27 protein-coding genes and 2 tRNA genes are annotated in these 26,091 nt (G+C 66.4%); 17 read left to right on the top strand and 12 right to left on the bottom strand.

What is annotated here, in order from left to right; genetic code table 11:
• The first annotated feature begins 5 nt into the window (after positions 1–5).
• Positions 6–2,546, top strand: a complete 2,541-nt coding sequence (gene gyrA, locus ACP7AR_RS13285) for a DNA gyrase subunit A (RefSeq protein WP_426186561.1) — start codon at positions 6–8, stop codon at positions 2,544–2,546.
• Positions 2,543–2,947 carry a DUF3566 domain-containing protein gene (locus tag ACP7AR_RS13280; protein ID WP_307360399.1) on the top strand — a complete coding sequence of 135 codons (405 nt, stop codon included), beginning with the start codon at positions 2,543–2,545 and terminating at the stop codon, positions 2,945–2,947. The genes gyrA and ACP7AR_RS13280 overlap by 4 nt, the downstream gene beginning before the upstream one ends.
• Before the next feature lie 63 nt (positions 2,948–3,010).
• On the opposite strand, the gene ACP7AR_RS13275 is transcribed toward ACP7AR_RS13280, so the two are convergent.
• Positions 3,011–3,721, bottom strand: a complete 711-nt coding sequence (locus tag ACP7AR_RS13275) for a VIT1/CCC1 transporter family protein (RefSeq protein WP_426186558.1) — start codon at positions 3,719–3,721, stop codon at positions 3,011–3,013.
• Between the two features lie 104 nt (positions 3,722–3,825).
• Between ACP7AR_RS13275 and ACP7AR_RS13270 the strand changes: the two genes are divergently transcribed.
• The 6 genes from ACP7AR_RS13270 (at position 3,826) to ACP7AR_RS13245 (ending at position 7,319) form a co-directional block, all read left to right on the top strand.
• Positions 3,826–5,106 carry a histidine kinase gene (locus tag ACP7AR_RS13270; protein ID WP_426186555.1) on the top strand — a complete coding sequence of 427 codons (1,281 nt, stop codon included), beginning with the start codon at positions 3,826–3,828 and terminating at the stop codon, positions 5,104–5,106.
• Positions 5,094–5,789: a LuxR C-terminal-related transcriptional regulator gene (locus ACP7AR_RS13265; protein WP_426186552.1), complete on the top strand. Its 696-nt coding sequence runs from the start codon at positions 5,094–5,096 to the stop codon at positions 5,787–5,789. The genes ACP7AR_RS13270 and ACP7AR_RS13265 overlap by 13 nt, the downstream gene beginning before the upstream one ends.
• Entirely contained in the window at positions 5,786–6,727 is a 942-nt protein-coding gene (locus ACP7AR_RS13260) for a hypothetical protein (RefSeq protein ID WP_426186549.1), read from the top strand. The genes ACP7AR_RS13265 and ACP7AR_RS13260 overlap by 4 nt, the downstream gene beginning before the upstream one ends.
• Positions 6,728–6,780: 53 nt before the next feature.
• Positions 6,781–6,854, top strand: a tRNA-Ile gene (locus ACP7AR_RS13255).
• 27 nt (positions 6,855–6,881) lie between these two features.
• Positions 6,882–6,954 (top strand) — tRNA-Ala (locus ACP7AR_RS13250).
• Positions 6,955–7,040: 86 nt separating this feature from the next.
• Positions 7,041–7,319, top strand: coding sequence for a hypothetical protein (locus tag ACP7AR_RS13245; RefSeq protein ID WP_426186546.1), 279 nt, complete (start codon positions 7,041–7,043; stop codon positions 7,317–7,319).
• A gap of 134 nt (positions 7,320–7,453) precedes the next feature.
• Here ACP7AR_RS13245 and ACP7AR_RS13240 read toward each other — a convergent pair whose 3' ends face one another.
• From ACP7AR_RS13240 to ectA, 5 genes are all read right to left on the bottom strand, one after another.
• Entirely contained in the window at positions 7,454–8,524 is a 1,071-nt protein-coding gene (locus tag ACP7AR_RS13240; protein ID WP_426186543.1) for a 3-deoxy-7-phosphoheptulonate synthase, read from the bottom strand.
• Positions 8,525–8,815: 291 nt separating this feature from the next.
• The gene (thpD, locus tag ACP7AR_RS13235) at positions 8,816–9,712 is read right to left on the bottom strand and encodes an ectoine hydroxylase (RefSeq protein ID WP_426186540.1); all 897 of its coding nucleotides are present in this window, start codon (positions 9,710–9,712) and stop codon (positions 8,816–8,818) included.
• A 72-nt stretch (positions 9,713–9,784) separates the two neighbouring features.
• A complete protein-coding gene (locus ACP7AR_RS13230; protein ID WP_426186537.1) occupies positions 9,785–10,177 on the bottom strand; it encodes an ectoine synthase in 393 nt (130 codons plus the stop codon).
• Positions 10,174–11,514 (bottom strand): diaminobutyrate--2-oxoglutarate transaminase, encoded by a 1,341-nt coding sequence (ectB, locus tag ACP7AR_RS13225; protein ID WP_426186534.1) that lies wholly within the window; start codon positions 11,512–11,514, stop codon positions 10,174–10,176. Before ectB ends, ACP7AR_RS13230 begins: the two co-directional genes overlap by 4 nt.
• A gap of 73 nt (positions 11,515–11,587) precedes the next feature.
• Positions 11,588–12,139 (bottom strand): diaminobutyrate acetyltransferase, encoded by a 552-nt coding sequence (ectA, locus tag ACP7AR_RS13220; protein ID WP_426186531.1) that lies wholly within the window; start codon positions 12,137–12,139, stop codon positions 11,588–11,590.
• Between the two features lie 196 nt (positions 12,140–12,335).
• Between ectA and ACP7AR_RS13215 the strand changes: the two genes are divergently transcribed.
• Positions 12,336–13,466, top strand: coding sequence for an aminotransferase class V-fold PLP-dependent enzyme (locus ACP7AR_RS13215; protein ID WP_426186528.1), 1,131 nt, complete (start codon positions 12,336–12,338; stop codon positions 13,464–13,466).
• Positions 13,467–13,479: 13 nt separating this feature from the next.
• Here the strand turns inward: ACP7AR_RS13215 and ACP7AR_RS13210 are convergent, their stop codons facing one another.
• The gene (locus ACP7AR_RS13210) at positions 13,480–14,607 is read right to left on the bottom strand and encodes a M24 family metallopeptidase (RefSeq protein ID WP_426186525.1); all 1,128 of its coding nucleotides are present in this window, start codon (positions 14,605–14,607) and stop codon (positions 13,480–13,482) included.
• Positions 14,608–14,701: 94 nt separating this feature from the next.
• Here ACP7AR_RS13210 and ACP7AR_RS13205 point away from each other — a divergent pair, with 94 nt between their 5' ends.
• A complete protein-coding gene (locus ACP7AR_RS13205; RefSeq protein WP_426186522.1) occupies positions 14,702–16,309 on the top strand; it encodes an amidohydrolase in 1,608 nt (535 codons plus the stop codon).
• Positions 16,310–16,320: 11 nt separating this feature from the next.
• Here ACP7AR_RS13205 and ACP7AR_RS13200 read toward each other — a convergent pair whose 3' ends face one another.
• Positions 16,321–17,490 (bottom strand): ROK family protein, encoded by a 1,170-nt coding sequence (locus ACP7AR_RS13200; protein ID WP_426186519.1) that lies wholly within the window; start codon positions 17,488–17,490, stop codon positions 16,321–16,323.
• Positions 17,491–17,605: 115 nt separating this feature from the next.
• On the opposite strand from ACP7AR_RS13200, the gene ACP7AR_RS13195 reads away from it, so the two are divergent.
• Entirely contained in the window at positions 17,606–19,042 is a 1,437-nt protein-coding gene (locus ACP7AR_RS13195; protein WP_426186516.1) for a sulfatase family protein, read from the top strand.
• Positions 19,043–19,087: 45 nt separating this feature from the next.
• Positions 19,088–19,510, top strand: a complete 423-nt coding sequence (locus ACP7AR_RS13190; protein ID WP_426186513.1) for an NUDIX hydrolase — start codon at positions 19,088–19,090, stop codon at positions 19,508–19,510.
• A gap of 22 nt (positions 19,511–19,532) precedes the next feature.
• On the opposite strand, the gene ACP7AR_RS13185 is transcribed toward ACP7AR_RS13190, so the two are convergent.
• Together ACP7AR_RS13185 and ACP7AR_RS13180 are read right to left on the bottom strand one after the other, a co-directional pair.
• Positions 19,533–19,994 carry an aminoacyl-tRNA deacylase gene (locus ACP7AR_RS13185; protein ID WP_426187751.1) on the bottom strand — a complete coding sequence of 154 codons (462 nt, stop codon included), beginning with the start codon at positions 19,992–19,994 and terminating at the stop codon, positions 19,533–19,535.
• A gap of 77 nt (positions 19,995–20,071) precedes the next feature.
• Positions 20,072–20,569, bottom strand: a complete 498-nt coding sequence (locus tag ACP7AR_RS13180) for a DNA helicase (RefSeq protein ID WP_426186510.1) — start codon at positions 20,567–20,569, stop codon at positions 20,072–20,074.
• 156 nt (positions 20,570–20,725) lie between these two features.
• On the opposite strand from ACP7AR_RS13180, the gene ACP7AR_RS13175 reads away from it, so the two are divergent.
• Together ACP7AR_RS13175 and ACP7AR_RS13170 are read left to right on the top strand one after the other, a co-directional pair.
• Positions 20,726–21,283: a peptidylprolyl isomerase gene (locus ACP7AR_RS13175; protein WP_426186507.1), complete on the top strand. Its 558-nt coding sequence runs from the start codon at positions 20,726–20,728 to the stop codon at positions 21,281–21,283.
• Positions 21,284–21,308: 25 nt separating this feature from the next.
• Positions 21,309–22,199 carry a rhomboid family intramembrane serine protease gene (locus ACP7AR_RS13170; protein WP_426186504.1) on the top strand — a complete coding sequence of 297 codons (891 nt, stop codon included), beginning with the start codon at positions 21,309–21,311 and terminating at the stop codon, positions 22,197–22,199.
• A gap of 199 nt (positions 22,200–22,398) precedes the next feature.
• Here the strand turns inward: ACP7AR_RS13170 and ACP7AR_RS13165 are convergent, their stop codons facing one another.
• Complete coding sequence (locus ACP7AR_RS13165) at positions 22,399–22,638, bottom strand: cell division protein CrgA (protein WP_307360439.1); 240 nt, start codon at positions 22,636–22,638, stop codon at positions 22,399–22,401.
• A 78-nt stretch (positions 22,639–22,716) separates the two neighbouring features.
• Between ACP7AR_RS13165 and ACP7AR_RS13160 the strand changes: the two genes are divergently transcribed.
• From ACP7AR_RS13160 to ACP7AR_RS13150, 3 genes are read left to right on the top strand one after another with little or no spacing between them, the layout of a single operon-like run.
• On the top strand, positions 22,717–23,508 hold the full coding sequence (locus ACP7AR_RS13160; RefSeq protein ID WP_426186500.1) for a class E sortase: 792 nt from the start codon (positions 22,717–22,719) through the stop codon (positions 23,506–23,508).
• A gap of 10 nt (positions 23,509–23,518) precedes the next feature.
• Positions 23,519–23,674 (top strand): hypothetical protein, encoded by a 156-nt coding sequence (locus tag ACP7AR_RS13155; RefSeq protein ID WP_426186497.1) that lies wholly within the window; start codon positions 23,519–23,521, stop codon positions 23,672–23,674.
• Entirely contained in the window at positions 23,671–24,306 is a 636-nt protein-coding gene (locus ACP7AR_RS13150; RefSeq protein ID WP_426186494.1) for an anthranilate synthase component II, read from the top strand. The genes ACP7AR_RS13155 and ACP7AR_RS13150 overlap by 4 nt, the downstream gene beginning before the upstream one ends.
• A gap of 34 nt (positions 24,307–24,340) precedes the next feature.
• On the opposite strand, the gene pknB is transcribed toward ACP7AR_RS13150, so the two are convergent.
• Positions 24,341–26,053: a Stk1 family PASTA domain-containing Ser/Thr kinase gene (pknB, locus tag ACP7AR_RS13145; protein ID WP_426186491.1), complete on the bottom strand. Its 1,713-nt coding sequence runs from the start codon at positions 26,051–26,053 to the stop codon at positions 24,341–24,343.
• Positions 26,054–26,091 lie beyond the last annotated feature (38 nt).

Here is a 26,091-nt window from a genome sequence, read left to right as displayed (position 1 = left end):
AACACATGACTGACGAAGACCGCCCCGACGCGACTCCCTTCCACGAGCACGGCAAGATCGACCAGGTCGACCTGAAGTTCGAGATGGAGCGCAGCTATCTCGATTACGCCATGGCTGTCATCGTCGGGCGCGCGCTGCCTGACGTGCGCGATGGTCTCAAGCCGGTCCACCGCCGCGTGATCTACGGCATGTATGACGGTGGCTACCGTCCGGACAAGTCGTTCTCGAAGTGCGCGCGCGTCGTCGGCGAGGTCATGGGTCAGTATCACCCGCACGGCGACACGGCGATCTACGACACCCTCGTGCGTCTCGTGCAGCCGTGGGCCCTGCGCTATCCCCTCGCTCTCGGCCAGGGAAACTTCGGCTCACCGGGCAACATGGGCGCGGCGGCTCCCCGTTACACTGAGACGAAGATGGCTCCGCTCGCGCTCGAGATGGTGCGCGACATCGAAGAGGAGACCGTCGACTTCTCGCCGAACTACGACGGCCAGACGCAGGAGCCCGACGTTCTGCCGGCCCGGTTCCCGAACCTGCTGGTCAACGGATCGGTCGGCATCGCGGTCGGAATGGCGACCAACATCCCGCCGCACAACCTGCGCGAGGTGTCGGATGCTGCGCTGTGGGCCCTTGATAATCCCGACCTGCCGCGCGACGAGCTCCTCGAGGGGCTCATCCAGCGCATCCCTGGTCCTGACTTCCCGACCGGCGCGCAGATCCTCGGGTCCAAGGGCATCCACGAGGCGTATCGCACGGGTCGCGGTTCGATCACGATGCGAGCCGTCGTCAACGTAGAGGAGATCCAGGGCCGCACCTGCCTCGTGATCACCGAGCTGCCGTACCAGGTGAACCCCGACAACCTCGCGGTGAAGATCGGCGACCTCGCCCGTGACGGCAAGATCACCGGCATCGCCGACATCCGCGACGAGACCAGCGATCGAACCGGTCAGCGTCTCGTCGTCGTGCTGAAGCGGGATGCCGTCGCCAAGGTCGTGCTGAACAACCTGTACAAGCACACCCAGCTGCAGGACAACTTCGGCGCGAACATGCTGGCCATCGTCGACGGTGTGCCCCGCACGCTCGCGCTGGACGGATTCATCACGAACTGGATCGCGCACCAGATCGACGTGATCGTGCGTCGCACCACGTTCCGCCTGCGCAAGGCAGAAGAACGCATGCACATCCTGCGCGCGTATCTCAAGGCGCTCGACGCGCTGGACGAGGTCATCGCGTTGATCCGCCGCTCCCCCACGGTCGATGAGGCGCGCTCCGGCCTGAAGTCGCTCCTCGACATCGATGACATCCAAGCCGACGCGATCCTGGCGATGCAGCTGCGCCGACTCGCTGCGCTCGAGCGTCAGAAGATCATCGACGAAGCCAACGAGATCGAAGCGCAGATCGCCGACTTCAAGGCGATCCTCGCTGATGAGGCGCGCCAGCGCACCATCATCCGCGAGGAGTTGACGGGCATCGTCGAGCGTTTCGGGGACGACCGCCGTACGCACATTCTGCAGGGATTCGACGGCGACGTCTCGATGGAAGACCTCATCGCCGAAGAGGAGATGGTGGTCACCGTCACGCGTGACGGCTACATCAAGCGCACGCGCAGCGACAACTACCGCTCGCAGCACCGCGGAGGCAAGGGCGTCAAGGGTGCACAGTTGCGCGCCGATGACATCGTCGAGCATTTCTTCGTCACGACGACGCACCACTGGCTGCTGTTCTTCACCGACAAGGGTCGTGTGTACCGCACGAAGACCTACGAGGTGCCAGAGGCCGGGCGCGATGCGAAGGGCACGCATGTCGCGAACCTTCTTGCTCTGCTGCCGGACGAGAACATCGCCCAGGTGCTCGACATCCGTGACTACGGGGTGGCGGATTACCTGGTGCTCGCGACTCGTGACGGTCTGGTGAAGAAGACGCGCCTGACGGAGTACGACACCAACCGTCAGGGCGGCGTCATCGCCATTCGCCTGCGGGAGGAGGACGAGCTCGTCAGTGCGCTGCTCGTCGACAACACGGATGACATCCTGCTCATCTCGCGTCACGGCATGTCGCTGCGATTCAACGCCACGGATGAGGCGCTGCGCCCGATGGGACGCGCCACGGCCGGCGTGAAGGGAATGAGCTTCCGCGGCGAGGACAACCTGCTCTCGGCATCCGTCGCTGACGAGGACGCATTCGTGTTCGTCGTCACCGACGGCGGCTACGCGAAGCGCACCGCAGTCGACGCATATCGCGTTCAGGGACGAGGCGGAATCGGTATCAAGGTCGCCAAACTCAACGACGATCGGGGCACTCTCGCTGGTGGTCTGATCGTGTCTGAGGACGACGAGGTCTTGGTGGTTCTGTCCAGCGGCAAGGTGGTACGCTCTGCCGTGGCCGAGGTGCCCGCCAAGGGCCGTGACACCATGGGAGTGGTGTTCGCCCGGACGTCCGAGAAGGACCGGATCCTCGCCATCGCACGTAACGGAGAGCGCCGCATCGTCGAAGAACTGGACGAGGCGGAATCCGACACTGAGACCCCTGAGGAAAGCAACGACGTATGAGCACAGTAGCTGACAAGCTGGCGAAGAAATCGACGCGCAAGACCGGCGGCAAGCAGGTTCGCCTGCGCCTGGTCTACGTCGATTTCTGGTCGGCGGTGAAGCTCTCGTTCCTGGCCGCTGTGGCGCTGGCGATCGTGACCATGGTCTCGTTCTTCCTGATCTTCCTCGTGCTGCAGGCGACCGGGATCATGTCGCAGGCCGACGAGTTCGTCGGCAACATCACAGACGGATCCGTCTCGCTCGCCTCGCTCATGGGGCTGCCCCAGGTGATGGCGTTCGCGGCGGTCGTATCGATCCTGAACCTGATCGTCGTCACCGTGCTCGGCGCCGTCGGCGCCGGAATCTACAACCTGGCCGTCAAGGTCACCGGCGGACTGCTCGTCGGCTTCACCTCGAACTGACGCGTCGACACGCTCAGCGATCGAAGAAAAGGGACGGATGCTGCGGCATCCGTCCCTTTCTTGTCAGACGACGCCGGCGGTGCCGAGCAGCGTGCCGATCAACCAGGTCGCAGCCAACGCGAGTGCGCCACCCAGCACGAGGCGTATCGACGGCCGAAGCGGCGGTGAGCCGCCGATTCTGGCGGCAACAGCGCCCGTCACTGCCAGTGCGATGAGAACGGCGGCGAATGTGATGGGCACTCGCCATTCCGGCGGGGGGAGCAGGATGGCCAGCAGCGGCAGGAGGGCGCCGAGCGTGAACGCGATCGCGGAGGAAAGAGCCGCGTGCCACGGATTGATCAGGTCCTCCTGATCGATCCCGAGTTCGACCTCGAGGTGCGCTGCGAGCGCGTCGTGCGCGGTGAGCTCTTCTGCGACCTTGAGCGCGGTCTCATCGCTGAGCCCTCGTTCGCGGTACAGACCGGCAAGCTCTGCGAGTTCAGTATCTGGCATCGTACGCAGCTCTTCACGCTCCTTCTTGATGAGGGCGCGCTCGCTGTCGCGTTGACTGCTGACCGAGACGTACTCGCCGAGTGCCATGGAGACGGCACCGCCGACGAGACCGGCGATGCCGGCGGTCAGCAGGGCGGCATTGTCGGTGGTCGCGCCGGCGACGCCGACGACGAGAGATGCGACGGAGACGATTCCGTCGTTGGCGCCGAGCACTCCGGCGCGCAGCCAGTTCAGCCGTTGTCCGAGCCCCGCGCCGTGCGGTTCTCCCTCGTGTGCGCTCATGACTTCAGTGAAGCAGATCAGAGCGCCCTCTTAGGGGAAACCCGAACAGAGCTCTCCGGCTGACACGGTGTCGCGGCCCGGCGCCTGCGGCCTACGTTTGAGTCATGACCACTCAGACTGTCCCCGCCACGGTGTCCACGACACCCTCGAAGGCGCCGCCGCTGCGGCTGTTCTTCACGATCCTTCATCTCGCCGCGCTCGGTACACTCGGCGGTGTCGTGATCGGCATCCTGGCCGCGGCGTTCGGAACCGGCCTGGCACTGCTCTTCGTCCTCGGAATCGGACTGGTGTTCCTGGTCGGCTTCGTCTACGCGCTCTACGGTCTCGGCTGGTTCGAGATCGTCCGCGTCCGCGGGTTGTACGCGCTCGACGTCCCCGACCTCGCGCCGCGCCGCCGCCAGCGTCCCGGGTTCGGGGGGTGGCTGCGTTCGCTCGGCCGTCAAAGCATCGACGGACGGATGTGGCGGGCACTGGCGAGCTTCGTCATCGCGTGCATCTTCGGTGCGCTGGTGCTGCGGCTGTTCTGGGCTCTGATCTTCTCGGCGATCACCATCTTCGCCCCGCTCGGTGCAGCCGAGACGGTGACGATCCCGCTCGTCTTCGGTGCGAGTGACGTCGCCGTCGAGTGGGCGCCGCTGGTCGGCATCCTCGGTGTTCTCGCGGCAGCCGCCGGCATCATCGGTCTCGCTCTGCTGCACCGCACCATCAGCCGTGCACTCGTCGTTCCCAATCGCGAGGCCGAGCTCACCGAGCAGGTGCGCACGACGAGCGCACAGCGCGAAGGCGCCGTACGCGCTGCCGACGTGGAGCGCACCCGCATCGAGCGGGATCTGCACGATGGCGTCCAGCCCCGACTCGTGTCGGTAGGGATGACGCTGGGCCTCGCGCACCAGAAGATCGACGACGACCCTGATCAGGCGAAGGACCTCATCGCCGAAGCGCACACGTCGACGAAGGCGGCGATCACCGAGCTGCGACAGCTCGCCCGCGGCATCCACGCATCGGTCCTCGATGACCGAGGACTGGATGCTGCCCTGTCGGCGCTTGCCAGCAGGTCGCACATCCCGGTGCAGCTGGATGTCCGCATGGACGGGCGCTGCAGTCGTGATGCCGAGGCCGCGGTCTACTTCTCGATCGCAGAGTCGCTGACCAATGCCGCCAAGCACTCCCGTGCCAGCGAATGCCGCGTGGTCGTGAGGCTGCGCGAAGGAGGCCTGCTGTGGGCCCGCGTCGAGGACAACGGCATCGGCGGCGCCCAGGTGCAGCCCGGTGGCGGGCTCGACGGAATCTCGAACCGCGTGCTCGCGGCCGGCGGAACCTTCCGCCTCGACAGCCCGCAGGGTGGCCCGACGTCGCTGGAGGTGAGCGTGCCATGCGCATCCTGATCTGTGAGGACTCCGTGCTGCTGCGCGAGGGGCTGGTGCGACTGCTCGAGGACGCCGGTCACGAGGTCGTCGCAGCGCTTCCAGACACCGACGGACTCACCGAGGCCGTGCGTACGACAGCTCCTGAGCTCTGCATCCTCGATGTGCGCCTTCCTCCGACGTTCACCGACGAGGGCATCCGCGCGGCGCTCGCGCTGCGGTCCACGCATCCGACGCTCCCGCTTCTCGTGCTCTCGCAGTATGTGGAGGAGCGCTATGCCAGCGACCTGATCGCTGCGCAGGGCGGCGCGCTCGGATACCTTCTCAAGGATCGCGTCGCAGATGTCTCCGAGTTCCTCGCCTCGGTCGAGCGGATCGCTGAAGGTGCATCCGTGCTCGACCCCGAGGTCGTGGCGCAGTTGCTCACCCGTCGCAACCGCGACGACCGGATGCTGCAGCTCACCGAGCGGGAGCGCACCGTGCTCTCGCTCATCGCCGAGGGCAAGTCGAACCAGACGATCGCCGGTCTGCTGTTCCTCTCGGAGGGCAGCGTGGAGAAGTACATCACGTCCATCTTCCAGAAGCTCGGCCTCGAACCAGAAGCCGGCAACCGTCGAGTGCTCGCCGCACTCGCTCACATCGAGAACACCGGCAGCGGCAATGGTCCGCTGGGAAACCCGCCACAGACAGGAGCGGCACGATGAACGCCGAATCACAGAACAACACCGGTGGGCATGATCTCCCGCTCACCCCGCCGCCCGCAGCCGAGCACGGGTCGTCGACGGATGCTGGTGCGCCGAGCGCCCCTGCTCCTGCCGCCCCTGCCCCGCAGCCGGGATCATCACGAGGCTCAGGTGCACGAGCGGGAGCGATTGCGATAGCCGCTTTCGGAGGCGTCGCTCTGCTGGCGACCGGCGGCTCGGCAGCCGTGGCAGCCGTGAACGACGTCAGCTCATCGTTCACCTCCGAGCAGCAGATCGACGCGTCCGGTGTCACGGGTATCGACCTGGAACTCGGCGGCGTGGACATGCGAGTCGAGTTCGGCGATGTCGAGGAAGCAGAGCTCGAGGTCACCGGAAGCGGAAGCGAACGCTGGAAGCTCACGCGCGACGGTGACGAGCTCGTCGTCAGCAGCCCGGACGCGAACTTCGGCTGGTGGTTCGGCGACTGGTTCGAAGACGAGGGCAGTGTGCTGCTGACCCTGCCGGAGGAGCTGAGCGATGCAGCGCTCGACGCCGAAATCTCGCTCGGCGCCGGCAGTCTCGATGTGCAGGGCGACTTCGGTGGCGTCAATGTCGAGATGGGTGCCGGCGCGCTGTTCATCACCGGATCTGCCGAGACGATCGACCTCGATCTGGGTGCAGGGCGTGCCGAGCTCGAATTGGCAGACGTGTCAGAGGCCGACTTCTCCATCTCGGCAGGGCGCATCGAGGCCGAGCTCACCGGGACCGCACCGAATGAGGTGCAGTTCGATGTGAGCGCCGGTTCGCTGAAGCTGACCGTGCCGGACGAGGAGTACGACGTCCGCCAGGAGGTCAGTGCCGGATCGCTCGACAACGGCCTGCAGACGTCGTCGACCGCACGGAATTCGATCGTGGCCAGCGTCTCTGCCGGCAGCGCGATTCTGCGCCCGGGTGACTGACCTGCGCCGATTCGGATTTTCCGTCGATCTCCGGTAAAGTCTTGGAGGTTGACGGGGCTATAGCTCAGTTGGTTAGAGCGCTTCACTGATAATGAAGAGGTCCCAGGTTCAAATCCTGGTAGCCCCACTTTTCACCTCAACTAAACACCCTCACGGGGCCTTAGCTCAGTTGGTAGAGCGCCTGCTTTGCAAGCAGGATGTCAGGAGTTCGAATCTCCTAGGCTCCACAGATGGAGGAAGCGCTGCCCGCAAGGGTGGCGCTTCTTGCGTTTACCGAGCGGGGCGATTCGCGGAGGAGCCGTAGGATCGAAGAGTGCTGATCGGTCTGATGCGTCCCGTGGAAACCCGCTCCGTCGACGTCGAGGCCGCAGATCTCGCCGGCGTGCAGACAGCGCTGTCCGCCCAGCGCCCTGAGGGCTTCGACCTCGTCTCCGCTCCTGTCGTGATGATCAAGGGCGCTGCGATCCTCAAGGCCAAGGGAACCTTCCAGAGCCGGGACCGTATCGAGCAGATCGAGGCAGACGACATGGACGCCCTGCTCGCCAAGGTCCCGGAGGGCTGGCAACTCCTGAGCGTCCGCGCGACAGCCTGAAGCCCCGGCATCCGTCGGCCGGCATCTGTCGGCCAGCATCCGTCAACTCGACGCCGATGGGAGCTTTTCGCACGTACTCGACGCCGTGAGCGCGCGAAAAGCTCCCATCGGCACCGGCCGCAGCACAAACGCAGTCACCCGCGGCGGCGACGCACGCCATCGGCCAGCTGTGCGAGGGCAGTTGCGGTGGCATCCCACCCCATGCAGGCATCCGTCACGCTCTGGCCGTGGACGAGCCGCGTGCGACCGGCTGTGACATCCAGCTTCTGCGCTCCGGCGACGAGGTTGCTCTCCAGCATCACGCCGGCGATCGCTGTTCCGTCCGTCGCGATCTGCTCCCCCAGCTCCGCCGCGACGATCGCCTGGCGCACGTGATCCTTGCCGCTGTTGCCGTGGCTGGCGTCGATGATCACACGCGGGGCGAGCATCGACGCATCCAGTCGACGAGACGCCTCCGTGACGTGCGAGGCGCCGTAGTTCGGTCCATCGGCGCCGCCGCGCAGGATCACGCCGGTGTCGGGGTTGCCCGTCGTCGCCACCAGGCTCGCGCGACCGTCCGAGCCGATGCCGAGGAACGCCTGCGGGGCGGATGCGGCGGCCGCGGCATCCAGCGCCACCTGAAGCCCGCCGTCCATACCGTTCTTGAACCCGATGGGCATCGACAGGCCGGATGCCAGCTGCCGGTGGATCTGGCTCTCCGTCGTTCGCGCCCCGATCGCGCCCCACGTGATGAGGTCGGCGGTGTACTGCGGGCTGATGGGCTCGAGGAACTCGGTCGCGCACGGCATACCCAGTGCGGTGACGTCACGCAGGAAGCGGCGAGCCAGTCGCAGTCCCGTCTCGATGTCGTGGCTGCCGTCGAGGTGCGGATCGTTGATCAGGCCCTTCCAGCCGATCGTCGTGCGCGGCTTCTCGAAGTACGTGCGCATCACGATCAGCAGGTCGTCCCGGTGCGTCTCGGCTTCGCGCACCAAGCGTCCTGCGTACTCGAGGCCCGCCGCGGGGTCGTGTATCGAGCAGGGTCCGGCCACCACGAGGAGCCGATCGTCCTCGCCCGACATGATCGCGCGCACCTCGTCGCGCGTGCGGGAGACCAGCGCCGCGCGCTCATCGCCGACCGGGAGCTCGGCGGCGATGTCGCCGGGGGCGGGGAGGGTCGTGAACCGCGCGACGTGCAGATCCGATGTCGCATCGAGAGTGTTCATGGGGGTCCTGTCCTGTAGTCAGGCGGACCCCGGATGCAGAGCCCGCCGATGAAACGGCGAAAGCCAGAGCAAATGCTCTGGCTTGTCGGCTCTGAAGGTGTCAGTGTGCGCTAGATCAGCGCCGGCCCCTCCAGAGCCGACTCGAAATACGCATACCAACGGGTTGTCATGCGAAAGACACTACCCCATGTGCGAAGGCGTCGGCGCCTCCCGCCGCCGTCGGCGCCCAGGTCGTGTCGTCATACACGAGGGGCGTCGGCGGCAGCAGGACGCGCGGGGAGGATGACGCTGTCAGCCCAACGGCGTGAAGTCGCGATTCGCGATGTGCGTGGGACGCGGCGACTTCGCGGCGTACGGATCGACGAGCGCGTTCTCGACGCTGTTGAACACCATGAACACGTTCGAGCGCGCGTACGGGGTGATGTTGTTGCCCGAGCCGTGCATGATGTTCGAGTCGAACCACAGGGCGGAACCTGCGGCCCCGGTGAACTGGTCGATGCCGTACTCGTCGGCCAGCGCCGTGATGGCGGCGTGGCTCGGCACGCCGGCCTCCTGCGCCTGCAGCGACTGCTCATGGTTATTGTCGGGCGTTTCTCCGACGGCCGGCACGAACGTGCGGTGCGAACCAGGCATCACCATCAGCCCGCCGTTGAACGGATAGTTATCCGTCAGTGCGATCGACAGGCTCACCGCGCGCGGGATCGGCATGCCGTCCTCCGCATGCCAGGTCTCGAAGTCGGAGTGCCAGTAGAAGCCGGTGCCGGTGAAGCTCGGCATGTAGTTGATCCGGGTCTGATGCAGGTACACCTCCGAACCCACGATCTGCCGCGCCCGATCGAGCACCTTCGGATCGCGGGCGAGGGCGTCGAGCACCGAGCTCAGCTTCTCGACCTCGAACACCGAGCGCACGGTGCCGGTCGTGCGCTCCGTGATGAGGCGGTCGTCGCCCTGCAGCGCGGTGTCGGATGCGAGTCGGTCGAGTTCACCGGAGTACAACGCGACGTCGTCGGACGAGATGAAGTCGTCGAGGATCGTGAATCCGCGCCCCTCGTGGGTCTCGAGCTCGGTCGCCGAGAACGGGCCGTCACCGGCCGATCCCCACACTGCGGGCTGCGTTCGGGTGATGAAGTCGGAGGGCTGTGCCAACCGGGTCGGGAACAGGTCCTCTGCGGTGGTCGTGGTCGTCATGCTTCGTTCTCCTGTCTCTCGTGCGGATGAATTCTCGTGCGGATGCTTCTCAGGCGGATGCCGTGATCCCGCTCACGCGGGTTCGGTGACCAGCGGGTACACGCCGTTCTCGTCGTGCACCTCGCGCCCGGTGACCGGCGGGTTGAACACGCACACGACGCGCATCTCGGTGCGAGGGCGAACCTCGTGCTTGTCGTGGTCGTTGAGCAGGTACAGCGATCCCGGGGCGAGTTGGTGCGTCTCACCGGTGCCGAGATCGGTGATCTCTCCCTCACCGGCGACGACGAAGACCGCCTCGATGTGGTTCGCGTACCAGAACCTGCTCACCGTGCCCGCATAGAGCGTGGTCTCGTGAACCGAGAAGCCCACCTTCTCCTTCGCGAGCACGATGCGCTTGCTTCGCCAGTTCTCAGTCTTGATGTCTGCGTCGGTGTCGGTGACCTCGTCGAGGGTGCGAACGATCATGCGGGGGTGTGCTCCTTGTTCTCTGCGTTGCTGATGGCGTGATCTGCGTCGTGGTCGACCGTGTGGTCGGCGGCGTGCGGATCGGGCTCGCCGAGCACCGCGCGTATCGACTCGTCGATGATCCGCAGTCCGCGCTCGAGTTCGATGTCGGTGATGGTCAGGGAGGGGAGGATCTTCATCACCTCGCCCTCTGGACCGGAGGTCTCCATGAGCAGTCCACGCTCGAAGGCGGCCTGGCACACGGCATCCGCCAGTTCACCGGACGGGAACTGCAGACCCCGCGCGAGACCGCGGCCCTTCGCGATGAGCTCATGCTGCGGGTATCGGGCGACGAACGTGTTGAACCATCCCTCGACGCGCGCGCCCTTCGTGATCGTGGAGTCGCGCAGCACGTCATCGGACCAGTAACGCCGCAGCGCCGCAGCGGCCGTCGCGAACGCCGGACTGATGCCGCGGAAGGTGCCGTTGTGCTCCCCCGGCTGCCAGACGTCGAGGTCGGGGCGGATCAGGGTCAGCGCCATCGGGATGCCGTAGCCGGAGATCGACTTCGACAGGCAGACGATGTCGGGAACGATGCCGGCCTCTTCGAAGCTGAAGAAGTCGCCGGTGCGACCGCAGCCCATCTGGATGTCGTCGACGATCAGCAGGATGTCGTGCTCCTTGCAGAGCGCCGCGAGCTGGCGCAGCCACTCAGCGCGTGCGGCGTTGATGCCGCCCTCGCCCTGCACGGTCTCCACGATGACAGCCGCGGGGATGTTGAGTCCGCTGCCGGAGTCTTCGAGCAGGCGCTCGAAGTAGAAGAAGTCGGGGTAGTCGCCGTCGAAGTAGTCGTCGTACGGCATGGGTGTCGCGTGCACGAGCGGGACTCCCGCTCCGCCGCGCTTGAGCGAGTTGCCGGTGACGGAGAGTGCGCCGAGGGTCATGCCGTGGAAGGCGTTGGTGAAGTTGACCACTGATTCGCGGCCGGTCACCTTGCGCGCCAGCTTCAACGCGGCTTCGACGGCGTTGGCACCGCCGGGGCCGGGGAAGACGACCTTGTAGTCGAGGTCACGGGGCTTCAGGATGACCTCGTCCAGCGTCTCGAGGAAGTCGCGCCTCGCAGAGGTGAACATGTCGAGCGAATGCACGATGCGGTCATCGGCCAGGTAGTCCAGCAGCACGCGCTTGAGCTCGGGATTGTTGTGCCCGTAGTTCAGGGCGCCTGCGCCGGTGAAGAAGTCCAGGTACTCCTTGCCCTCTTCGTCGTACATCAGGCTGCCGATCGCGCGGTCGAACACGACGGGCCATGCGCGCGAATAGCTGCGGACTTCGGATTCGAGCTGGGTGAAGATATTCATCGAGTGGTGGTTCTCCTCCTTGATCGATCACGTGCGGGGAACGCACGCCGCCCCGGGTGGGCGGATGGCACGGCTACATCGGCGGACCGATCTCGTACAGCCGTTCGGGTTCGTGATGCGCGGCATCCGACGGGTGCATCAGATGCGCGCTCTCGAAGAGGGGGGTGACGGTCATGGGTGCGTCGTTCCAACGCCGGGCGAGGCTGCGGAAGGTCTGCTGCGACGCGACGTTGTCGTCGGTGATGGTGGTCTGCAGAGTTCGCACCGCAGGTGGGGTCGTCCTATCGTGCAGCAGATCGTCCAGCATCCGCCCGGCGAGCCCGAGCCCGCGGAACCGCTCGTCGACGGCGACCTGCCAGATGAACAGGCAGGAAGGGTCTGCCGGACGCCGATACCCGATCACGAAGCCCGCCGGCACACCACCCACGAGTGCGATCCGACACGTCGAGGCGAAGTCGCGGGCATAGAGGACATACGCGTACGAGGAGTTCAGATCGAGCGTGTGCGAGTCGCGTGCGATGCGCCACAGCTCGATTCCCTCGTCGATGCGAGGCGGCCGGATCAGGCTCGTCTCACCCGACCGTGCATCGATATGCGCGGCCTGTGCTGACGTGCTCGGCTCCACAGAGCCGGGGGAAGTCAGAGCGTGTCACCGTCCCGGATCGGGGTGTGCAGCTCGCAAGAATTCGTGTCCATGGGGTGTGATCTCCGCTGGGTGAAACAGCATCGGTCCGTCTTCCACACTGTCATGCACCGTGTGCGACCTCAAATCCATCCGGTCTCCGATCGCCGTGCGTGAGGCGCTGTGGGATGCTGGGCGCATGAGCCTGCCGCACGATGATGTCGACCCAGATGGCCTCCTGGAATACTCGGTGGTCTTCACCGACCGTTCCCTGAATCACATGTCCGCGCGCTTCGTCTCCGTGCTGCAGCAGACCTTCGACATCCTCGGCGACGCGTACAACGCGCACACGACGGCGATCGTCCCAGGCGGCGGCACGTACGCGATGGAGGCTGTCGCCCGTCAGCTCGCCACCGGCCGTCGCACCCTCGTGGTGCGCAACGGGCTGTTCTCGTACCGGTGGTCGCAGATATTCGAGACCGGCGGCATCAGCGACGACGTCACAGTTCTCGCCGCCCGTCCCGACTCCGACGATGTGCAGGCGACGTGGGCGCCGGCGCCTGTTGAGGAGGTGGTGGCGGCGATTCGCGCTCGCCGCCCCGAGGTGGTCTTCGCTCCGCACGTCGAGACCGCGGCCGGCATGATCCTTCCGGACGACTACGTGCGCGCGTTGGCGGATGCCGTGCACGAGGTCGGCGGACTGCTCGTGCTCGACTGCATCGCCTCAGGCGCGATGTGGGTGGACATGAAAGCTGTCGGCGTGGACGTGCTGCTCAGCGCACCGCAGAAGGGCTGGAGCGGCTCTCCCTGCGCCGGCTTCGTCATGCTCAGTGAGGCGGGTGCGGATGCCGTGCGCTCGAGAGTGTCGACGAGTTTCGCCGCCGACCTCGGAAAGTGGCTGTCGATCGCCGACGAGTATCGCGCAGGACGGGCCGCGTACCACGCGACCATGCCCACCGACCCGCTGACCCACAACCTCGCCGCGATGAACGAGACTCAGGGCCGCGGCTTCGAGACGCTGCGCGCCGCGCAGATCGAACTCGGTACCAGGGTGCGAGGGCTTCTCGAGGAGCGCGGATTTCCCTCTGTCGCCGCATCAGAGTTCGCCGCCCCCGGTGTCGTGGTCGTGCACACGGATGATCCTGCGCTGAAGTCCGGTGCGGCGATCAAGGAGCAGGGGCTGCAGATCGCCGCCGGCGTACCGCTGCACTGCGATGAGCCGGAGGGGTTCTCGACATTCCGGATCGGACTGTTCGGCCTCGACAAGCTCGCCGACGTCGACGGGACGGTGTCGCGGTTCGCCGCGGCGCTGGACTCTATCTTGCGCTGACCTCCTGCTCGGATCAGGCGACTGCGTCCACCCGCGTGAGCTCGTGCGGAGCGACGTTGAGGCGCTCGCCGCCGTCGGCCGTGACCACGACGATGTCCTCGATGCGCGCTCCCCACTCGCCCGGGAAATAGATGCCGGGTTCGATGCTGAACGCCATGCCCTCGCGCAGCACCAGGTCGTTGCCCGGGGCGATGTAGGGCTCCTCGTGCACTGAGACTCCGATGCCGTGCCCGGTGCGGTGCAGGAACGCGTCTCCCAGGCCGGCCGCGGTCAACACGTTGCGGGCGGCAGCATCCACCTCGGATGCCGTCGCACCCGGTCGTACGGCATCCACGGCCGCCTGCTGCGCGCTCACGAGCACGGTGATGCGCTCGGCGACGTCAGGGGCGGGCTCGCCGACGACGTATGTCCGGGTGCTGTCCGAGTTGTAACCGCTGGGCACCGCGCCGCCGATGTCGACCACGACGATGTCGCCGTCGTCGATCACGCGATCGGAGACCTCGTGATGCGGATCGGCGCCGTTCGGGCCGGAGCCGACGATCACGAACTCGACCGTGCGGTGCCCCTCGGCCACGATCGCCTCGGCGATGTCGACGGCGACCTCGCGTTCGGTGCGTCCGGCACGCAGCCACTGCGGAACCCGGCGGTGCACGGCGTCGATCGCCTCGCCGGCGCGGCGCAGTTCGGCGATCTCCGTCGCGTCCTTGATCATGCGCCCCTCGCGGAGTACCGGCGTCGCAAGCTCGAGTCGCACACCGAGACGTTCGCCGATCGGGATGACGTGCAGAGCAGGGAGTGCATCCGAGACACCCACGCGGGTTGCCGTGTCGAGTGCACCGCTCAGCAGCGCGTAAGGGTCGTCACCGTCCACCCAGTCGAGGACGGTCAGACCGAGCTCGCCGACCGCCGTCGAGCGCACCTTCGCGAGCTCCATCCGAGGCACGACGATCGTCGGCGCGAGAGACGGGCCGATCAGCAGCACGGTCAGGCGCTCGATCGTGTCGCCGTCCACTCCGACGAGATACTGCAGGTCTGGCCCCGGTCCGACGACGATCGCGTCGAAACCACCGTCGGCGGCAAGGGCGGCGGCGCGTTCGAGTCGGCTGGCGTACACGGAGGCGGGGAAGGGCAGGCTGCTCACGTCTGCCACGCTACTCCGGGAGACGGGTCGATTCGGGGCCGATTCTGATCGTCCATCCCCACCTTTCGGGTTGAGGGCCTGCCAGACTGAGGCCATGACGACAGTCTTCACCGGCCGCATCCGCCCACTCGCCGGAGACGCCGAGGCCGACATCGGGGTCGAAGTCGAGGCGCTCGCCGTCGAGGATGGCCGCATCGTCGCGCTCGGCACAGCGGCCGCGATGAAGGCGCAGCATCCGGATGCCGACACCATCGCGCTGGACGGCTGGGTCATGCCCGGCCTCATCGAGCCGCACGGGCATCCCGCGTACTCGTCGATCCTGCTGTCGCACCTGGTCGTGGACATCCGCCCTGTCACGGTTGCGAATGCTGCGGGCGTGCTCGCCGCGCTGAAGGAGGCCATCGCTGCCGCCGACGGGCAGGCCGTGTTCGCGAACGGGTGGGACGCGCTGCTGCAGCGCGGGCTCCCCGACCCCGACATGCGCTGGCTCGACGAACTCGCGGGCGATGTTCCCCTCGTCGTGATCCACAACTCCGGGCACTCGGCGTACTTCAACAGCGCGGCCGCTCGCGCCGCGGGCGTGGATCGGGACACCCCTGACCCTGCAGGAGCCCGATTCGCTCGCGACGCGGACGGCGACCTCGCCGGCGTCGCCTTCGAAGAGGCCGCGGTCGAGCAGGTCGTCGCTCCCATGCTCGTTCGTGCGCAGCAGCATCTGCCGGAGCTGCTCGTCGCGCACCTGCGCGATATGTCCCGCCGCGGGATCACCACGGTCTCCGATCTGTCGTGGAACCCGGATCTCAATCCGCTCATCCAGGCGCTTCACGCGCATGGACAGCTGCCGGTGCGGTTGCGCTGGTACGAGATGTCGCGACCCGGTGGCACCGCAGCGCCGCGCGGCGACGACGACCCGGTGTTCCGGCAGATCGGTGTGAAGACCTGGTCGGACGGGTCTCCGTGGATCGGCAACATCGCCACCTCCTTCCCTTACCTCGACACCCAGGCGACGCGCGATCTCGGCCTCGATCCGCACCACATCGGCACCGCGAACTACACCACGCAACAGTTGCTTGCGATCGCAGAGCCCTATGCGGCCGGTGGTTGGCAGCTCGCGTGCCATGCGCACGGCGACCGGGCGATCGATTCGACCCTTGACGTGTATGAGCAGATCATCGCCGGCCATGGCCTGACCGATCACCGTTTCCGTCTCGAGCACTGCGGAGCGATGACGCCGCCGCAGTTCGCGCGCGCGGCATCCCTCGGGGTCACGGTCAGCCTTTTCGTCGACCACATCACCTACTGGGGCGAGGTGCTCGTCGACGATCTGTTCGGCGCAGAGCATGGCGGGGCGTGGGCGGATGCCGGAGCGGCGTTCGCGGCGGGGCATCGCGCCACGTTCCACAACGACGGCTGGGTCACGCCGAACGAGCCGTTCCGCAACATGGCTGTGGCCGAGACGCGCACGACGCGCTCAGGGTTCCGGATGCCGGGTGGCACACCCGTGACACGCGCCCAGGCCCTCGCAGCACAGACGAAGAACGCCGCATGGCAGCTGTTCAGTGAGCACGAGGTCGGAAGCCTTGCTGCAGGGCTGTTCGCGGACTTCATCGTGGTCGACCGGGATCCGGTGACGGTCACAGCCGACGAGCTCGCCGAGACGACGGTGACCGCAACCTACCTCTCCGGCACGAAGGTCGGCTGACCGCTTCGCTCTCAGCCCGCGCGATCCGCCGACTCCGTTGCGGCGAGGATCAGGGCGTCCATCGCCCGCAGCGATTCGATTCCGGCGCGTGCTGTCGCTGCCAGCGTGTCATCGAGTTGCGCGGGCACGATCGAGAGATTGCGGCCGACCAGCGGCAACGCGCTTCTGCGGATCACGGCAGCGACCTCGTCGACGAAGGAAGGCAGCTCGCGCGCGACTTCTCCGCCCAGCACGAGGAGTCCGGGGTCGACGATATGGCAGGTGTTCACCAGCATCCGTCCGAGAACGCCGGCGGCGCGGTGTGCGATCGACGTGGCCGTCGCGTCGCCATCGAGCACGAGCCTGCGGAATCCGGCCCAGTCGATGGCCTGTTCCGTCGCCGCATCGTGCTCGCGCAGCAGCGCCGGGATCGACGCGTACTGCATCAGGCATCCCGAGTTGCCGCAGGTGCACTCCGGTCCGTTCCAGTCGTAGATCGCGTGGCCGAGTTCGCCGGATCCGCCTCTGGCCCCCGACTGCAGAACGCGATCGATGACGTGCCCTGACGTGATGCCGTAGCTGATCTCGATGTGGAGCATGTCGTCGTGACCACGACCCGCTCCCCACAGGTTCTCGGCGAGCCCTTCCAGGCGGGCGGTGTTCTGCGCGTGGACCGGAACCTCGAATCGTTCACTGAAGTGCTGCTTCGGATTCACGCCGAACCAGCGGCTCGATGCGTTCTGGGCGTACACCGCTCCCGTCTGCGCATCCATCTGGGTGTCCACAGCCAGATGGACTGCGCGGAGGTCGCTCGCGGTGAGATCGACCTCGGTGAGCAGGCCGGCGGTGAGGTCGGTGCCGAGGGTGAGGCGTTCCAGCGGGGTCGCGGTCGTCGAGCAGTCCAGGGTGCGTTGCTTCAGCTCTCTGCCGTCGAGCGTCGCCAGCGCGACCGTGCACGTGTCCACGAGGAACATCACGGAGGCCAGCACCCCCAACTGCGAGGTGGTCCCCAGGAGATTCTTCAGCGAACCCGGCTCCGGATCCGTCTCCTCGATCCACCCGTCTGCGCGCAGAGAGTTCACCAGATTCGTGATGGTGGCCCGCGTGACATCCAGCGTGCGTGCGAGGTCGGCGCGATATGCGGGACCGTCAGTGAAAAGAGCATGCAGGAGGCGCTGCGCGTTCGGAGCCAGGGTCACCATGCGAGATCGCTACTTTCGGGCATTCTGTTCAATAATTTGACACTATCGCATTCTCGATGCAGTCTGTTGGACAGCTCACGAGTTCGCAAGACTCCAGAAACACGGCGGAGATCGCATGACAGCGCGTCCGAACATAGTCCTGATCCTCACCGACGACCACGCCGCACACGCGATCGGCTCGTACGGGTCGGTGGTGAACAGCACACCGCGTATCGACGAGATCGCGCACGCCGGTGTGCGCCTCGACAACTGCTTCTGCACCAATGCGCTGTGCACGCCGAGCCGGGCGTCGATCCTCACGGGCACGTACAGCCACATCAACGGTGTCACGACCTTGGAGACGCCGATCGACGCCTCACAGCCGACCTTCGTCTCGCAGCTTCGGGATGCGGGATATCGCACCGGTATCGTCGGAAAGTGGCACATGGGCGAAGGCCCGGAGCATGACCCGCAGGGCTTCGACTACTGGGCGGTGCTGCGCAATCAGGGTGAGTACTTCGACCCGCAGATCCTCACCGAGGACGGCGTCGAGATCGTGCCCGGCTATGCGACCGACGTCATCACGGATCTGTCGTTGCAGTGGTTGGATTCGCTGGATGGGGACGAGCCGTGGTGTCTGCTCGTCCACCACAAGGCACCGCACCGCCCGTGGGAGCCGGACGAGAAGCACAAGGGCATGTACTCCGAGCCGATCCCGATGCCGGCGACCTTCAACGACGACTACGCGACGCGCACGTCCGCAGCCCATCGTGCCGCCATGCGCATCGCCGATCACCTCACACTCACCGATCTCAAGGTCGCTCCGCCCGAGGGACTCACATACGAGCAGGCGGCAGTGTGGAAGTACCAGCGCTACATGGAGGACTACCTCGCCTGCGTCGCATCCGTCGACGACAACGTCGGTCGCGTGATCGACTGGCTGCGTGAGAAGCAGCAGTTCGACGACACACTGCTCATGTACACCTCGGATCAGGGGTTCTTCCTCGGGGACCACGGCTGGTTCGACAAGAGGTTCATGTATGACGAGTCATTGCGCATGCCGCTCGTGATGAGCTGCCCTTCGCGTATTCCGGCGCGGTCGGAGCCGATGGCGCAGATCGTCACGAACGTCGACTTCGCGCAGACCATTCTCGAGTTCGCGGGGGTCGACGCGTTGGATCGCATGCAGGGCGTCAGCATCGTGCCGCAGCTCACCACGGATCCGGAGCGACCGACGCGCGATGCGATGTACTACCGGTACTTCGAGAACGACGACATCAGCCACCACGCGTTCGCCCACTACGGGATCCGCACCGAGCGCTACAAGCTCATCTACTTCTACAACGACGGCATGGGGCTGCCTGGCTCATCCGGCCTGACCTACCCGCCGGAGTGGGAGATGTATGACCTCGCCGCCGATCCCGAGGAGATGCACAACGTCTACCTCGATCCGGACTACCGCGAGCGACGTGAAGAGCTCAAGGTGCAGCTGTGGAAGCTGCAGGCCGATCTGTCGGATGTCCCGCACCACTCGCAGCCGGTGCCGGAGCTGCTCGCGACATCTGGCCGGTAGCCTGTGTGCGATCGGGCGCGCCGCATCGCACAGTAGTGTGAGGCCATGGATCTGCGAGTTGCAGCGTATGCGGTCGTCACTGATGACGATGACAGGGTGCTGCTCGCCCGGTGGACCGAGGGTCGCCGCGTCGCATGGACGATGCCGGGCGGTGGGCTCGAGGCCGGGGAGGACCCCGAAGACGCCGTTCGTCGTGAGGTCCGTGAGGAGACCGGTTACACGGTGCATGTGCAGGAGCTGCTCGGCATCCATTCCAGGGTGATCCCCGCGGGTCGGCGCGTGCAGAAGTCCGCCGAGCCGCTGCACACTCTGCGGATCGTCTACCGGGCCAAGATCAGCGGGGGAAAACTGCGGTTCGAGGAGAACGGCTCCACCGACATGGCCGGATGGTTCTCTGTCCCCGCTCTGGCAGAGCTGCAGCGCGTCAAGCTCGTCGACATCGCACTGCGGATGGCCGAGATCGTCTGACGCAGACGGTCCGGCCCGGCGATCAGTCGCGAGGCTGCTCCGGCACGGTGATGTCGGCGACCGTCGCACCGTAGGCGGCGATCAGGTCATCAGCGTCGACGAAGAGGCTGTAGCCGTGCGCTCCCGCACCCATGGCGACGCGTTGGCCGACGATCGACTCGTCCGCGTAGATCGGCCAGTCCGTGGTGCTGCCGATCGGAACGATGGTGCCGCGCTCGTACCCGGTCGCGGCCAAGGCGAGCTCGGCTTCAGGCAGGCGCAGCCTGTTCACGCCGACGACGGCGCGCAGCTTCGGCCATGAGATCGCTCGTCCACCGGGAACGAGTGCGAAGAGATAGGTGTCGTCGGCCCGCTTGACGACGAGTGTCTTGACGATGCCCGACGGATCGATTCCCAGCAGAGCCGCCGCCTCATGCAGGCTGTTCGCCTGCGGACGCTCGCGGATCTCAATGGCGAGGCCGCGGGCCGCCGCGGCATCCTGCACGCGTGCGTGCTGCGACGCGACATCGACCCCTGAGCCGATCGAAGGGTCAGGGGTCGAAGCGGCAGAAGCCGACGGGGTCACGCGTCAGGAGCTGCGAGCGGGTCGTCTGCGACCCAGAGCTCGTCGTCCGTACGCAGTGCCTGCCATGCGGCGTAGAGAACGCCTACAGCCGCAGCAGCACCGAGGACGATCGCGATGACGGAGCCGATGCCAGGACCCTGCTTCTTCTTCACGATGCGGCCGTGCGAGAACTCGAGGCCCTGACGCTTGGCGTTCGCGACATCCCACGCGGTGAGAGCGGAGCCTACGACGCCACCGACGATCGGGACGATCTTGTCGTCCACGACGTGCCGTCCGAACTTCACGCCGCGGTCGACCGTCGGGGCGACCCGGCGGTTGTAGGCGTCCTGAACGACGGGAACCACCTGCTCGCGACCGACGCCTGCGAGCTGACGGCTCGCCTCGCGGGCGACTTCGGCAGCATGGCCGACGACCTCCTGCTGAGATTCCCACAGCTCGGTGGCGTTGTCGCGCAGACGGCGCAGTTCTTTCTTCCGCTTGCGGGTGAGGCTCACGATGTTCTCCTGTCGACTTGGAGTACGGGTTCCCCATCTTGCCAGACGAGACTGGATGCTGGCAGTGATTGTGCCGACCCTTGTCATCCGCCGCACTGCGCGCTACTGTGGCGGCGCTTCCGGCCGGCTCACTGCAAGCTCTGCGAGAATGGACGTATGGCTCAGCACTCACACGTCGCAACCCTGCACACCAACCACGGCGACATCGTCGTCAACCTCTTCGGCGACCACGCCCCGAAGACGGTCAAGAACTTCGTCGGCCTGTCCGACGGCACCCAGGAGTGGACCGACCCCGCCACGGAGAAGCCCGGTGAGGGCGCCCTGTACAAGGACGTCATCTTCCACCGCATCATCCCCAACTTCATGATCCAGGGCGGCGACCCGCTCGGCCAGGGCGTCGGCGGCCCCGGCTACAACTTCGACGACGAGATCAACATGGACCTCAACTTCAACGAGCCCTACATCCTCGCCATGGCCAACGCGGGGCTCCGTCGCAACGCCATCACCGGCAAGACCGAGGGCACGAACGGTTCGCAGTTCTTCATCACGACCGACCCGACTCCGTGGCTGCAGGGCAAGCACACGATCTTCGGTGTGGTGGCGGACGACGCCTCCAAGAAGGTCGTCGACGCCATCGCGGCCGTTCCCACCGCCGCGGGCGACCGTCCGCTGGAGGACGTCGTTCTCCAGTCGGTCGACGTCGTCGCCGTCTGAGTTCGGACCTCTCAGGCCGATCCGGATGACGACCCCCGAATTCACGAGCAATCGTGACAACTTCTGTTACCGCCATCCGGATCGGCAGAGCTTCGTGCTCTGCCAGCGCTGCATGCGCACCATCTGCCCCGAATGCCAGACGCAGGCGGCCGTCGGCGTCATCTGCCCGGAGTGCATGAAGGCAGAGCGCAGCAATCGCACACCTGCTCAGAAGCGTGCACAGCGGCAGTGGGGTGCACGCTCACGCGGCTCGCTCGCGGCCGTTCAGTCCGGCAAGCCGATCATGACCTACGCGATCATGGCGACCACGGCGTTCGTCGGCCTGCTGCAGCTCATCCCCGGTCTCGACATCACCGGACTGCTCCTCTTCCACGCCGCCTATCTCTTCCCCGATCTGACAGGTCTTCCGTTCCAGCCCTGGCGCCTTCTGACCGCGATGCTGGTGCACAGTGGCATCTGGCACATCGGTCTGAACATGCTCGCGCTGTGGATGATCGGCCGCAGTCTCGAACCGATGCTCGGACGCTGGCGATTCCTCGCGCTCTACGTGCTCGGCGGGCTCGGCGGCTCGGTCGCCGTCGCGATCATCTCTCCCGACACGGCGACCGTCGGTGCATCAGGAGCGGTGTTCTCGCTGTTCGGCGCCCTGCTCGTGATCGGCCTGCATCTCGGCGCCAACATGACAGGGCTGTTCGTCATCCTCGGCATCAACCTGGTGATCGGGTTCGTGCCCGGCTTCAACATCGCGTGGCAGGCGCACGTGGGCGGCGCTGCTGTCGGCGCGTTGGTGGGCCTGATCGTGCTGCGCACCCGAAAGCGAGAGCAGAGGGTCTGGCAGGTCCTCCTCCTGATCGCGCTGGCGGTACTCCTCCTCGCCGCGGTCTTCATCGTGCCGCCCCTGATCCTCACCGCCTGAGGCGTCCTTTCGACCGAGCGCGTTCACCCCGGTCAGAAGTTGTTAACAGCGTTCTCCACCCCTGTGAATAACACCGGTGTAATTCTCCCCACCCTGTGCACAACCCTGTGGATAACTTGGCCGTGGAAGCCCCGCGCCGCATATGAACGAGAGAAGGCCCCTCGCGAAGCGAGAGGCCTTCCGAAGAAAAAGGTGCGACTCAGCGCCACCGGGTGGTCATGAGGAAGCCGATCAGCGCGATGCCGAGCCCGATGGCGAGGTTCCACGAACCGATGCCAGGAACCGGGAACTGCATGCCTGAGATGTAGAACACCAGGATCCACACGAGGCCCAGCAGCATGAAGCCGAGCATCACCGGCTTGAACCACACGGCGTTCGGTGCCGCCTCGCCTTCAGCGCGCTCGACAGCGGGTTCTTCGCTCTTACGGTCTCGTGCCATGGGGTCAGTCTACCCATGACAGCGATGACTGCCTGCTCCGACGGCGGGTGTGCACCCGACCGGGATAAGATCACGCCTATGACTGCAGCTGGGGCGTCGATGAGCGCGCGCACTCGGCGTTCTCCGAGACGCTCCCGCGCGACGTTCACGAGCGTGCTCGGTGAGCTGCTGTTGACCGCCGGTGTGGTGGTGCTGCTCTTCGTCGCCTGGCAGATGTGGATCGGCGACATCATCATCGGTGCTCAGAGCAACAGCGAGGGCAACGCGGTCTCCGCGGCCTGGGAGCAGCAGCCCGCCCCCGAGCCTCCGCCGATCGTGGAGAACGACGACGGCGAGAGATGGTTCGAACCACCGGTGCTGCAGCATCCGGCAGCCGGCGAGACCTTCGGGCAGATGCGGATCCCGCGTTTCGGAGACGAATACAACGTCGCCGTCGCCGGCGGCACGTCGCGGCCCGTCACGCTCGACAACGGTTGGATCGGGGTGTACGACCAGTCGGTGATGCCGGGAGAGGTCGGGAACTTCTCGGTCGCGGGCCACCGCACCACCTGGGGCGCTCCGCTGAACCGGATGGACAAGCTGCACCTCGACGATGCGATCGTGATCGAGACGCCGGAGGGGTGGTACACGTACCGCTTCCGCACTCTCGAGTACGTGCAGCCCGACCAGGTCGATGTGCTCCTCGACGTGCCTCAGGTGCCGGGCGCCGCCACCGGCGAGCGGTACCTCACATTGACCGCGTGTTCCCCGCTGTACTCACTCGCCGAGCGCATCGTCGGGTACGCCGTGTTCGAGGGATTCCAGCCTCGCGCAGAGGGTGCCCCCGAGTCATTGGCGTCTGTGGACCGAGTCGCAGCCCCATCCCTGTGAGGAAGATCTGATGTACGCAGCAATCTGGCGCATCCTGCCCGGCCCCTGGTGGCTGAGGCTGTTCATCGTGCTGGTCGTCGTGGCGGCGGTCCTCTACGGGCTGTTCTTCTACGTGTTCCCCTGGGTGAGTCCGCTCATCACGCCCGGTGAGGTCGATCTGGAGTGAGCGTGCGTGTGCTGGTCGTCGACAACCACGACAGCTTCGTGCACACGCTGGTGGGATATCTGCGTGAGCTCGGTGCCGTGGTGCGGATGATCGAAGCGGATGCCGCAGACGCGGCGGGCTTCGCCCGCCTCCTCCCCGAGTTCGATGCTGTGCTGCTCTCGCCGGGGCCCGGCCGACCACGGGACGCAGGGGCGTCGGTCGAGATCGTGGCGCTCGTCGCAGAGCGCCGGATGCCGCTGCTCGGCGTCTGCCTCGGGCATCAGGCGATCGGCGCCGCGTTCGCCGCCGAGGTCACAGAAGCACCGGAACTCATGCACGGCATGGTGTCCACGATCACCCATGACGGGTCTGCCCTGTTCGACGGCATCCCGTCGCCGTTCGATGTCGGGCGCTACCACTCGCTCGCGCTCGCCGAATCCGACCTGCCCGCTGCGCTCCGCGTGACGGCACGCACGGCATCCGGCACCGTGATGGCGATGGCGCACCAGGATCTGCCGCTGCAAGGGGTGCAGTTCCATCCGGAGAGTGTGCTCACCGATCACGGCTACCGCTTGCTCGCGAACTGGTTGGCGCAGGTCGGATATCCGAAGGCCGTCGAGGTGTCGGCTCGTCTGCACCCGCGTGCGCGCTAGCGGATGCTCCGGATCACCGTTCGGTGGCGCCGCGTCACTGCGCCGGGGCGGTGCAGTGACGCAGCTGCACTTCGGAGTGCACCGGGACATCACCGGGGGCGGCGGACATCGATGCGACGGTCGCAGGGTCCGTGGCGGGGCAGTCAGCCATCTCGGTTGCTATCGCGGTGAGTCCGAGCTCCTCGAGTTTCGCCGTGGCCGCATCCAGCGTCCAGCCCGAGACATCAGGCAGCGTGACCTGGCCGCTGGCGACGACGAGATTGACGACTGTCTTGGGGGCGACCTCGTCGCCGGCCTCGACACTCGCCTCCAGCACCGTGTCGGCGGCGCTGTTCGGATCGTTGCGCTGGATCACGTTGCCGAGTTCGAGGCCCGCCTCGCTCAGAGCTTCCTTCGCCGCGGTCTGCGAGAGACCGACGAGCGTCGGTGCCTCTACGGTCTCGGTGCCCGAGGAGACGTAGATCGTCACTTGCTGCCCAGCCTCGACGGATTGACCCGCCTCAGGATCGGTGCGGATGACGTTGTCCTCGGTGACAGAGGAGCTCGCCTCGTAGACGAGCGTGGACTCGAGGTCGAGGGCTTCGAGCTCATCCTGTGCGCGTTCGTACGACACATCGATCAGGTTGGGCACCGTGCGCGACGACGTGGGGATCTGCTCTCCACGCGGCATCGTGAGCACCCACACCAGCACCGAGATGAGCAGCACCGCGAGCAGCGCGACGCCCGCCCAGATCCACACCACCGGCGGTCCGGACTGCGTGCGCGTCATCGTGGTGTCGCTGCTGAGCTGGCGCAGTGATCGCGCGGTCTCCTGCGCCTGGCGAGGGCTGGGGCCGTACAGCTCGCTGGTGAGCGCACCGAGCTGCTTCTTGCTCGGGGCCTTGCCGGCGACGGCGTCATCGAGCGCGGCACGGAAGTGCGCGGCGTCCGGATACCGCTGATACGGGTCCTTCGCGAGAGCGCGCAGCACGATCGGATCGAGAGCGCCAGGGGAGTTCTCGTTCACCTCTGTCGGCGGCAGCGGCGTCTCGCTCACGTGCTGGTAGGCGACGGCGACCGGAGATTCGCCGCGGAACGGCTGACGTCCGGTGAGCAGCTCGTAGAGCACGATGCCGGTCGAGTAGAGGTCGGCGCGCGCATCGACCGGTTCGCCCTTGGCCTGCTCCGGCGAGAAGTACGCGGCAGTGCCGATGATCTGCGTGGTCTCGGCCACCGTGGAGGACGAATCCGACACCGCGCGCGCGATGCCGAAGTCCATGACCTTGACCTGCCCCGCGGCGGTGACCATGACGTTGCCCGGCTTGATGTCGCGGTGCACGACGCCGGCACGGTGCGAGTAGTCGAGTGCTTCGAGGATGCCGTCGACGTAACGCACAGCATCCTCGACAGGAACCGGGCCCTCGGCGATGATCTCCTTCAGCTGACGGCCCTGCACGAGCTCCATGACGATGTACGGCTCGCTGCCGGCGGAGCCGACGGCGGGCGCGCCATGCGGGGCAGAGGTGGGATCTCCGGCGTCGAAGACGCGCACGATCGAGGGGTGCGACATGCGAGAAGCCGCCTGCGCCTCCAGACGGAAGCGGGTGCGGAACGCCGTGTCGCGCGCGAGATCAGGATCGAGGATCTTGATGGCGACCTCGCGCCCTAGCGTGATGTCGTAACCGCGATAGACCTTCGCCATGCCGCCGTGGCCGATGAGTTCGTCCACGCGGTATCGCTCAGCGATGATGCGCGGCTCTGCGGTCACTGGTGACTCCCCCTCTTACAACAACGGCATGGACTTCC

The sequence above is a fragment of the Microbacterium sp. TWP3-1-2b2 genome, from assembly GCF_049896145.1.
Lineage (GTDB): Bacteria > Actinomycetota > Actinomycetes > Actinomycetales > Microbacteriaceae > Microbacterium.
The sequence above is the reverse complement of the archived record's forward strand: the minus strand, read 5'-3'. Positions and strand labels throughout refer to the sequence as shown.